Origin of the sequence: Faunimonas pinastri, from assembly GCF_900110915.1 — a bacterium.
Classification (GTDB): Bacteria; Pseudomonadota; Alphaproteobacteria; order Rhizobiales; family Afifellaceae; genus Faunimonas; species Faunimonas pinastri.
Window position 1 is genome coordinate 19,510 of sequence record NZ_FOFG01000023.1, and the last position, 9,831, is coordinate 29,340.

The window sequence follows — 9,831 nt, forward strand, 5'->3', positions numbered from 1 at the left end:
GTGCCCGGAGAAGCGGCGGCCACTCGCGCACCGGCGCGCGGCGAGGACGGCGTTAACGCGGATGCGCTGATCGACACGAAGTGGACGCGGCCGATCCTGGAGCACCTCGCCAACAAATGGTCGTTGCCGATCCGGTCGTGCTGTGCACCCGCCCCTCGGGCTTCAACGAGATCATGCGCCGGCTGGAGCGCAACCGGCTGGTTCGACGCGAGGCTCTGCCGACCGCACCTGTCGGCGTCGAGTACAGGATCACCCGCTTGGCCGCTCGCCGCAGGAGCAGCTTTCCGCGCTTTATGGCTGGGCGCTGACCCGCGGGCCGGACATGGAGCGCGCCCAGGCGGAATACGATCGCAGGCGGGGCTGAGGGGTTGCCTCCCTGGACGGAAAAGCCCGCGCAGGCCGATGGCCGCGCGGGCTTCCTTGTCTCAGGCGTCCAGCGTCAGTTCAGGCGCTGGCCGCTTTCCGCGTCGAAGATATGCGCGGCGGTCGGGATCGGTGCGAGCGGGATCGTCTCGCCCGGACGCAAGGTGACGCGCTCGCGGAAGACGCCGACCATCTCCTGCTTGCCGAGGCGGGCGAAAACCTGCGTTTCCGAGCCCGTGGGCTCCAGCACGCTGACTTCCGCCGGCACGCCGATGGAGCTGTCGATCGTCAGATGCTCCGGCCGGATCCCGTAGATCGCCGGGCGCCCGTCGGAGTTCGCGGGTGCTGAGACGAGCGGCAGCTTCAAGCCGTCTTCGGTGATGAAGGACGTCGTGCCGTTCACCGAGATCTTGCCCTTCAGGAGGTTCATGGCGGGCGAACCGATGAAACCGGCGACGAAGAGGTTGTTCGGCCGGTCGTAGAGATCCAGCGGCGCGCCGACCTGCTCGATGATGCCGTCATGCATGACGACGATCTTGTCGGCCATGGTCATGGCCTCGATCTGGTCGTGCGTGACATAGACCGTGGTGGTCTTCAGGCGCTGGTGCAGTTCCTTGATCTCGGTGCGCATCTGCACGCGCAGCTTGGCATCGAGGTTGGAAAGCGGTTCGTCGAACAGGAAGACCTGCGGATCGCGCACGATGGCGCGGCCCATGGCGACGCGCTGGCGCTGCCCGCCGGAAAGCTGGCGCGGATAGCGGTCGAGCAGCTTGTCCAGCGCGAGGATCGAGGCGGCGCGCGAGACGCGATCCTTGATCTCCTGCTTGGACGTGCCCTTCAGCTTCAGCGAGAAGCCCATGTTGTCGGCGACCGTCATGTGCGGATAGAGCGCGTAGTTCTGGAACACCATCGCGATGTCGCGCTCTTTGGGCGGCACGTCGTTGACGACGCGCGGCCCGATCCGGATCTCGCCGTCCGTGACCGTTTCCAGTCCGGCGATCATCCTGAGCAGCGTGGATTTTCCGCAGCCTGACGGACCGACGAGAATGACGAATTCCCCGTCCGCGATATCCACCGAAACGCCGTGGATAACTTTGGCTGCGCCGTAGGCCTTGCGCACGTCCCTGATTTGTACAGAAGCCATCGAGACCTCCTCCGTTGATGTTGCGTCTGGGCTGCGCGCGCTTTCGCACGGACCTCGCCAGCCCGGTGACGGAATCAGGCTCGCAACAACGAAGCTCGGTGTCAATCAACCGGCGGTGCGTGGGCGGGGTAACGGATCAGCCGGGGATGCCGACGACGAGATCGCCGCCTTCCTCGCGGGCCCGGATCGCGCGGTAATCCGAGATCCAGTCCTCGCCGGCCAATTCGTCGGGGCGCAGCGTCGTCGCCAGCGCCAGCGTGCGCGCCCCGGCGTTGCGTCCGGCGAGCAATCCGGCAGGCGCGTCCTCGAAGACGATCGTCTCGGCCGGCTCGAATCCGAGCAGACGCGCCGCCTTCGCGTAACCCTCGGGATCCGGCTTGCCTGCCGAAACATCCTCGGCGGTGATGATGATGTCCGGCAACGGGATGCCGGCCGCCTGCAAACGCACGTCGGCGAGCCCGCGATCCGCCGAGGTGACGACCGCCCAACGCTCGCGCGGCAGCGAGCGGAGGAACTCCACCACGCCCTCGATCGGGACGATCCCCGCCACGTCCTCACGCTCCTCGCGGGCGAGCCGCTCCGCCTCGGACACCGCGTCGACGCCGGGCGGGCAGAAGCGGGTCACCGTGTCGATGGTCCGGCAGCCATGCGAGGCCGCGAGCAGCACTTCGGGATCCAGCCCGTGCAGCGCCGCCCAGCGGCGATAGACGCGCTCGATCACCGCCTTGGAGATCAGCAGCGTGCCGTCCATGTCGAAGAGAAGCGCCTTGGCGCGAAGATTGTTGCCTGGCTCAAGACGCATGAGGCCCCCGGGAAAGACTGCAAATCCGAAGCGCAGTCTCTATCCCGGAAGCGACCGGCCGCGAAGGCCGGATGAGAAGCTTTGGAGAAGATGCCTCTCGTATCGCTTCAGCCCGCCAGGTTACCGGCGATGGCGCGAACGAGATCGGCACGGCTGACGATGCCGACCACGTGGCCGTTGGCGAGCACCGGGAGCCGCTTCACGCCCTTTTCCGACATGAGTTCGGCCAAGGCGGGCAGTTCCATGTCCTCGGTGGCCGTCACGACCGGCGATGTCATCAGCAGCGAGGCTTCCCGGTGCTCCGCGCGCGTCAGGTCGAGGAAGTTCCCGGAAAGGTCGTGGCCTTCGGCGAGCTTCTCCACCCACCATCCGCGCTTCTGCTGCACCGTCTCCTGGAATGGCCGCAGCAGGTCCCGTTCGGTGACGATGCCGAGCAGTTCGCCGTTGGGTCCGCAGATCGGCACGGCGCTGATGGCGTGCTTCACGAAGAGCGACGCGATAGACTGCAGGTCGCTGCGCGGCGAAGCCGCCACGACGTTGCGTGTCATGATGTCTCGGGCTTTGACGGCCATCTTTGATCTCCCACCGTTTCGATCCTGAGTAGATGGCCGGGAACCGGGCGGCATTGATCCGGATCAATCAGTCAAGCCGACGACGCGACGACGCTCCTCTGCGCACAGCAATTCGGGGGGAGTGGCCGGGGCTTTCTGCCCGGAGAGCCTATCCGGTATGCTTATTGTTCAGGGCCTCCCTCACTCCATTTCGCGGAGACGGGAGGCGCCAGTGACTCAGTTCTTCATCCATATCGATGGCAGGCATCTCGGCACCGAAGAAGCCCTCGCCTTTGCCGACGACGAGGAATTGAAGGACGAACTGACCAGCTTCGCGCAAAAGCTCCTGGACGAACTGCACGAGAGCTTTCCACTGAATCCCGAAATCACGGTGATCGCCGTCGACCAGGAGCGCCGGGCCGTGCTGCGCATCATCATCCTCGGCCAGCTCAGCGGCACGCCTCTGCTGGCGCCGAAGCTCACCTCCAGGACCGACGACACCGGCGAGTAGACGTCGCCGGTCGGCCGATCATTCGTCCGGGGAGTAGATCACCGTCCCGGAAATGGGCTCCACCGAGATCAGGTGATCCTGGATCGCCTTGACCCCGGGAATATTCTCGATCGCGATGCGGATCGGCGTGCGTTCGCGCTCGTCCGTCAGCGTTCCCCGCAGTTCGACCTCGCCGTCCTGCACCTGCACGTTGATCAGTGCGGTCGGCGCCCAGCCATGACCGCCAAGCTTGTCGAGGATCGCCTTGCGCAGCGCGGCATCGTCAGGCTGCACGGCGAGGTTCACCTCGGCCAGCGCGCCGGCCAGCGCGTGCAGCACGTCGGAGCGGCTGACGATACCGACAAGCCGGCCCGACTCCACGATCGGAAGCCGCTTGATCCGGTGACGGTTCATCAGGTCGACGACGGTTTCCAACGGCGTCTCCGGGCTGCCCGTCACCACCCGCGAGGTCATGACCTCGTTCACCTGGCGGCCCCGGCTTCGGGCATAGTCCTCGGCGAAGTGGCCCGCCCCGAAGATGAATTCCAGCCAACGCGCATGGCGACGTTCGGTGCCGAGCTCCTTCCGGCAGAGCAGGTCGGCCTCCGAGATGACGCCCGCCAGCCGGCCATCCGCATCGGTGACCGGCAGTCCGCTGACGTGGTGTTGGAGCATCAGCTCGACCGCGTCCTTGAGCGACGTCTCCGGGCTGACGGAGATCACAGGAACGGTCATGATATCGGCTGCGCGCATTGTTTCCTCCGCAGGTTCGGGGTCGGTCGTTGCTGAAATGGGGATCAGCCGCCCGTTTTGCGTCCCTGGCAAAGCACGATCGGATTGGAGAGAGCGTTCTGGAAGCCGCTGCCCTGATAAACCTGCACGTTCGAGGCTCCGGGCGGCAGCATGAAAGAGCCGTCGACGACGGTCGGCTTGCCGGAGGAAGCCATCAACGTCCAGGTGAACGTGCAGAACTGCGTCGGCTGCCGGGGCGCGACATGGCTGCAAACGAGCTGGGCGGCTCCCAGCAGCGCGGCGCCGCCGCAACTGATCGCGCCTTCCGCCCGCGCCACGCCGGGACAGAGAAGCCCGGCGGCGATCGTGACAGCTGCAACCTTCCTCATCGACCCGGTTCCTGTGGGATGAAATCGCCTGCAGCCTGCGACCAAGCCGCGCAACGCCCGCCTGAATTCACCCTCTGACCTAAGAACTCTTGCGGGTCATGTCCACTGTCTTATATGGCACCAAACAATAAGCTTCCTCATAACCAGCCAGGCTCAGTTCATGGGAACCACCCCGACACTCGGGTTCCTCCTGCATGACGTCGCGCGACTTTTGCGCAAGCGCTTCGAGCAACGCTCGCGCGCGGCCCGGCTGACTCGATCGCAATGGCAGGTGCTCGCCTATCTCGCGGGGAACGAAGGCATCCATCAAAGCGCGCTCGCGGAGCTCCTCGACATCGAGCCGATCACGCTGGTGCGCCTGATCGACCGGATGGAAGCGCGCGGGCTGGTGGAACGCCGGCACCATGCAACGGATCGGCGCGTGTGGCTGCTGTTCCTGCAGCCCGAGGCGCGTCCGCTTCTCGAAATCATGCGGCACACCGGCCACCTGACGCGCGAGGAAGCCTTCAGCGGCATCTCCCCGGCCGAACGCGACCGGCTGCTCCAGACCCTTTCACTCATCAAATCCAATCTGCTCGATGCATGCGGCCAGCCTGTCGAAGAGCAGGAGGCACATCATGGCTGATGCTATTTCCGAAAACAGAGACGTGGCGCGCGGGATCGAGGATCGTCCGCGACCGGAGACGACGGCGGAGGTTCGCGAAATCCGCAGGTCCGCCCCCGAGATTACGGAAGACGAGGTGGAGGAAGCGGTTCCTCCGCAGCCCACCGGGCACAGCAGGACCGCCCCGGCCGCAACGGCCGCTGTCGCGGCGCCCTCTTCCGCGCCGGTCCGCAAGCGCAGCCTGAAGCGCCCGCTGCTCTTCATCCTGCTGCCGGTCGCGCTGATCGCCGGCGGCTATTACTATGTCAACGGCGGGCAGATCATGTCCACCGACAACGCCTATATCCAGGCGCAGTCGCTTGCCGTTTCGACGGATGTCTCCGGCACGGTCGCCGAGATCGACGTGCACAACAACCAGCAGGTGAAGAAGGGCGACGTGCTCTTCAAGCTCAAGCAGGATTCCTTCCAGATCGCGCTTGCAGGCGCCAGGGCCCAGCTCGGCACCGTGCGCGATCAGGTGCAGACGCTGAAGGCGAGCTACGCGCAGGCGCAGGCGGAGATCGCGCAGGCCGAGGCCGACATCCCTTATTACCAGGCCTCCTTCAAGCGGCAGCAGGATCTGCTCGCCAGTTCCGCGGTTTCCCGCGCCGCCTTCGATACCGCGCAGCACGATCTGACGGGCGCCCGGCAGAAGGTCGCGGTGGCGCAGGCTCAGGCCCAGGCGGTGCTGGCGCAGCTCGGGGGCAACCCCGACCAGCCGGTAGAGCAGAACCCCTTCTTCCTGCAGGCACAGTCGGCCGTGGACAATGCCCAGCGCGATCTCAACGACACGATCGTCCGGGCATCCTTCGACGGCGTCGCCACCAACGTCGACGCGTTGCAGGTCGGCAAGTATCTCCCCGCCTCGCAGGCGGCCTTCAGCCTGATCTCGGAAACCAATCTGTGGATCGAGGCCAGCCCGAAGGAAACCGAGCTTACCTATGTCCGCCCCGGCCAGAAGGCGACGATCACCGTCGATACCTATCCGGGCGTGGAATGGACGGGCGTGGTTTCGAGCATCAGCCCCGCGTCCGGTTCCAGCTTTTCCCTGCTTCCGGCGCAAAACACGACCGGCAACTGGGTCAAGGTCGTGCAGCGCATTCCCATGCGCGTGTCGATCGCCGACATGTCCGGCAAGCCGCCGCTCCGGGTTGGCATGAGCGTGGTCGTCGAGGTCGATACCGGCCACAGGCGAGGCCTGCCGCATTTCCTCGCCCGGTTCTTCGGCGGCTCCGACGAGCAGCAGAACCGTGGCTGACGCGGCAGCCGCAGGCGGCCAGCCGAGGATCGCCAATCGCGGCATGATCACCGCCTGCGTGATCCTGGCCGTCATCATGCAGGCGCTGGACACGACGATCGCCAACGTGGCGCTCCCCTACATCCAGGGCAGCATTTCCGCCAGCGCCGACCAGGTGAACTGGGTGCTCACCTCCTACATCGTGGCCGCCGCGATCATGACGCCGCCTTCCGGTTATCTCGCGACGCGGTTCGGGCGAAAGCGCGTGCTCCTGACCGCGATCGCCGGCTTCGTCTTCGCCTCGGTCCTCTGCGGCCTTGCCCAGTCGCTGGTGCAGATTGTCGGTTTCCGCTTGCTGCAAGGCCTGTTCGGCGCGTCTCTGGTGCCGCTCTCGCAGGGTATCCTGCTCGACATCTACACGCCGGAGGAGCGCGGCTCCGCCATGGCGCTTTTCGGCATCTCCGTCATGGTCGGCCCCGTTCTGGGCCCGGTCATCGGGGGCTGGCTGACGGAAAACGCCAGCTGGCGCTGGGTCTTCTACATCAACGTTCCCATCGGCCTGCTGGCCTTTCTGGGCGTTTCCGCCTTTGTCACGGAAACCGGCCGCAACTTCGCCGCGCGGCTGGACTGGCTGGGCTTCGGCATGCTCAGCATCACGATTGCCTCGCTGCAGCTCGTCCTGGACCGCGGCGAGCAGCTCAACTGGTTCGCTTCCGGCGAGATCATCATAGAGGCGGTGGTCTGCGCTTCCACCTTGTACATCTTCCTGGTTCACACCTTCACGGGCGAAAAACCGTTCGTGAACCCACGGCTGTTCCTGGACCGGAATTTCAGCGTGGGGATGGTCTTCATCTTCATCATCGGCATCACCTATCTCGCCTCGCTGGCGCTGATGACGCCCTATCTCCAGACGTTGATGGGCTATCCGGTGATCACCGCCGGGCTTGTCATGGGTCCGCGCGGTCTGGGCACCATGCTGTGCATGTTCATGGTGGGCCGGCTGATCGGGCGTGTCGATACGCGCTGGCTGCTGCTGACCGGCCTCCTCGTCACCGCCTACGCCATGTACGACATGACGAAGTGGACGCCGGACGTCTCGCAATGGACCATCGCCAGCACCGGCTTCATTCAGGGGGCCGGCCTCGGCTTCCTCTTCGTGCCGCTGACGACCGTGACCTTCGCGACGCTGCCGCCGGAGAAGCGCGGCGACGGAACAGGCCTCTACAATCTGTCCCGTAATATCGGCTCCAGCGTCGGCATCTCCATCGTCACGGCGCTGCTGACCGAGAACGTACAGGTCAACCATGCCAACATCGCGAGCTACGTGACCCCGTTCAATCCGGGATTCCACAATCCGGCGGTGGCGGCGGCGATGAACCCGTTCACCGCCGCCGGCCGCGCCGCGCTCGACGCGACGGTGACGCTGCAGGCAACGATCATCAGCTACATGGACGATTTCAAGCTGATGATGATTCTCTCGCTAGCGGCCATTCCCCTGGTCTTGCTGCTCCGCAAGCCAGCGCAACCGGCTGCGGTGGACCACAGTGCCGTAATGGAGTGAGCGGAGGGCGCCCGCGCTTTCAGTGCGCGGACGCTGCTCTCGTCCGGATGCTTGATTCCGTCTGGTCCAGTTCTCGCTGGAGCTTGCGGAAGACCTCATCGCCAATCCGGTTTTCGCGTCGCAGACGGTAGAGCTGCCGCAGCTCAGCCTGAAGCGCGACCAATCTGATCTCACGCTCGGCCGCCAGCCGCTCTCGCTCCTGATCGGCCTCGGCCACGTCTGCTTCGTCGTCCAGCCGCTCCCGATACAGCGCCATTACCGATGCCAGTGCCTCGGCGTTCCGATCGCCGCGCTCGCCCAGTTTCTCCAAGCGCCCGACCGCCGCCTCGGCAATCCCAACTCGCGCGGCCTTTTCCTCCTCCACGGCGGGCGCGTCCGCCGGCAGCTCCAGATCTTTCAGGAGCAGCGGCAGGCTGAGGCTCGCCAGAAGCAACGAGGCCAGGATCACGCTGGCCGCGATGAAGATCGCGAGGTTCCGGCCCGGAAAGGAAGAGCCGTCCGACATCACGAAAGGCAGCGTCAGGATCGCCGCCAGCGTCACGGCACCGCGAACGCCCGCAAAGGCCGAGGCGACGACGACCTTCAAGGGCGGACGGCTCGTTGCCACGCCCCGGCGACGATAGAGCGTCACCAGCATCGACATCCAGACCCACACGAAACGGATCCCGATCAGCGCCAGCGTGATGATCGCGGTGATGCCGAAGAGCTCCCATGAGGATTCCAGCCCGACCGCCCGGGAGATCTCCGGCGCCTGCACCATGATGGTCGGGATCTGCAGGCCGAGCAGTACGAAGATGACGCCGTTCAGCGTGAACTGCAGCATACCCAGGAGCGCCGCGCCCTGCGTCCTGACCGAACCCGGAGTGGCGGTGCGAAGTTCCTGGTAGCTCATGAAGATGCCGGCCGCCGAGGCCGCGAGAATGCCGGAGAACGTGGCGTGTTCTGCGACGAGATAAGCGGCGAAGGGGATCAGCAGCGTCATGAGGATCTGCGCCGATGCCGTATCGTGCGTCGATCGCGTCAGGATCCGGATCACCCGCTCAAGGAGCCACGCTGTCGCGACGCCGACCGCGAGGCCGCCGACTGCCACGATGAAGAAGGAGCCGGACGCTTGCACGAACGAGAAGTGGCCGGTGAGCGCGGCGGCTACCGCCACACGCATGGCGACAAGGCCCGACGCGTCGTTGAGCAGCGCCTCCCCTTCGAGGATATGCATCAGGCGGGGCGGCATGCGAATGCGCCCCGTTATGCCGGCGACCGCGACCGCATCGGTGGGTGACAGCGCGGCGGCCAGCGCGAAGGCGACAGGCAGCGGCAGTGCCGGAATGAGCCAGTGGATGAGATAGCCCGCACCGACGACCGTGAAGATCACCAGCCCGAAGGCCAACGTCAGGATCGGCTTGATGTCGCGATTGAACTCGCGCTTCGGAATGCGCCAGCCGTCGAAAAACAGAAGCGGCGGGATAAAGAGGACGAGGAAGAGTTCCGGCTCCAGCCGAACATGCATCCCGATCGGCCAGGCGAGCAGCGCGCCCAGCAAGATCTGGATCAGCGGCAGCGGGATGGGAACGAAACGAACGGCAGCTCCGGACGCGGCAGTCGCTGCCAGCATGACGAGAACGTCGATAAAGGTTTCCATCGGCCTCGGGGTTCGGAAATCGCCGGGCGGACCTCTTTTCGGGCCGCCGCTGCATGTGGGTGATTTCCCCTGATCGGGCAATTCGGCCGAATTGGCAACCGCGCAGGGTGCGGACGTGTCCGGCCCGGACCCAACAATCCCGTGATAACCCGCCTACTCCGCGGGCACCCTCTCCGCTCCCGCTTCGGTTTCCGCCTCGTCCGCCCCGGCCTGTTCCGCCTGGTCGATGCGGCGGAAGGTGGCGAGTGCCTGCCCGACGACCTGGTCCATGTTGTAGTAG

General features: G+C 65.6%; 11 protein-coding genes. 5 read left to right on the plus strand and 6 right to left on the minus strand.

The window, feature by feature from the left end; all coding sequences use genetic code 11:
- Window positions 1-116: 116 nt before the first annotated feature.
- Window positions 117-308 carry a winged helix-turn-helix transcriptional regulator gene (locus tag BMY25_RS21270; protein ID WP_238858433.1) on the plus strand — a complete coding sequence of 64 codons (192 nt, stop codon included), beginning with the start codon at window positions 117-119 and terminating at the stop codon, window positions 306-308.
- Window positions 309-439: 131 nt separating this feature from the next.
- Here the strand turns inward: BMY25_RS21270 and BMY25_RS19115 are convergent, their stop codons facing one another.
- The 3 genes from BMY25_RS19115 to BMY25_RS19125 all read right to left on the minus strand — a co-directional run bounded on the left by BMY25_RS19115 (window position 440) and on the right by BMY25_RS19125 (window position 2,881).
- A complete protein-coding gene (locus BMY25_RS19115; RefSeq protein WP_092499654.1) occupies window positions 440-1,507 on the minus strand; it encodes an ABC transporter ATP-binding protein in 1,068 nt (355 codons plus the stop codon).
- 136 nt (window positions 1,508-1,643) lie between these two features.
- Window positions 1,644-2,309, minus strand: a complete 666-nt coding sequence (locus BMY25_RS19120; protein WP_092499656.1) for an HAD-IA family hydrolase — start codon at window positions 2,307-2,309, stop codon at window positions 1,644-1,646.
- A 107-nt stretch (window positions 2,310-2,416) separates the two neighbouring features.
- Window positions 2,417-2,881 (minus strand): CBS domain-containing protein, encoded by a 465-nt coding sequence (locus BMY25_RS19125; RefSeq protein ID WP_177176956.1) that lies wholly within the window; start codon window positions 2,879-2,881, stop codon window positions 2,417-2,419.
- 211 nt (window positions 2,882-3,092) lie between these two features.
- Between BMY25_RS19125 and BMY25_RS19130 the strand changes: the two genes are divergently transcribed.
- The gene (locus tag BMY25_RS19130) at window positions 3,093-3,371 is read left to right on the plus strand and encodes a hypothetical protein (RefSeq protein ID WP_092499660.1); all 279 of its coding nucleotides are present in this window, start codon (window positions 3,093-3,095) and stop codon (window positions 3,369-3,371) included.
- Between the two features lie 18 nt (window positions 3,372-3,389).
- On the opposite strand, the gene BMY25_RS19135 is transcribed toward BMY25_RS19130, so the two are convergent.
- Window positions 3,390-4,103 carry a CBS domain-containing protein gene (locus tag BMY25_RS19135; RefSeq protein WP_092499662.1) on the minus strand — a complete coding sequence of 238 codons (714 nt, stop codon included), beginning with the start codon at window positions 4,101-4,103 and terminating at the stop codon, window positions 3,390-3,392.
- 44 nt (window positions 4,104-4,147) lie between these two features.
- The gene (locus tag BMY25_RS19140; RefSeq protein ID WP_092499664.1) at window positions 4,148-4,471 is read right to left on the minus strand and encodes a hypothetical protein; all 324 of its coding nucleotides are present in this window, start codon (window positions 4,469-4,471) and stop codon (window positions 4,148-4,150) included.
- Window positions 4,472-4,631: 160 nt separating this feature from the next.
- On the opposite strand from BMY25_RS19140, the gene BMY25_RS19145 reads away from it, so the two are divergent.
- The 3 genes from BMY25_RS19145 to BMY25_RS19155 are packed head-to-tail and all read left to right on the plus strand — an operon-like array spanning window position 4,632 to window position 7,912.
- On the plus strand, window positions 4,632-5,096 hold the full coding sequence (locus tag BMY25_RS19145; RefSeq protein WP_092499666.1) for a MarR family winged helix-turn-helix transcriptional regulator: 465 nt from the start codon (window positions 4,632-4,634) through the stop codon (window positions 5,094-5,096).
- A 34-nt stretch (window positions 5,097-5,130) separates the two neighbouring features.
- Window positions 5,131-6,372, plus strand: coding sequence for an HlyD family secretion protein (locus BMY25_RS19150; RefSeq protein WP_428976989.1), 1,242 nt, complete (start codon window positions 5,131-5,133; stop codon window positions 6,370-6,372).
- Window positions 6,365-7,912 carry a DHA2 family efflux MFS transporter permease subunit gene (locus tag BMY25_RS19155; RefSeq protein WP_092499670.1) on the plus strand — a complete coding sequence of 516 codons (1,548 nt, stop codon included), beginning with the start codon at window positions 6,365-6,367 and terminating at the stop codon, window positions 7,910-7,912. Before BMY25_RS19150 ends, BMY25_RS19155 begins: the two co-directional genes overlap by 8 nt.
- A 19-nt stretch (window positions 7,913-7,931) precedes the next feature.
- On the opposite strand, the gene BMY25_RS19160 is transcribed toward BMY25_RS19155, so the two are convergent.
- Entirely contained in the window at window positions 7,932-9,551 is a 1,620-nt protein-coding gene (locus tag BMY25_RS19160; RefSeq protein ID WP_092499672.1) for a Na+/H+ antiporter, read from the minus strand.
- Window positions 9,552-9,831 lie beyond the last annotated feature (280 nt).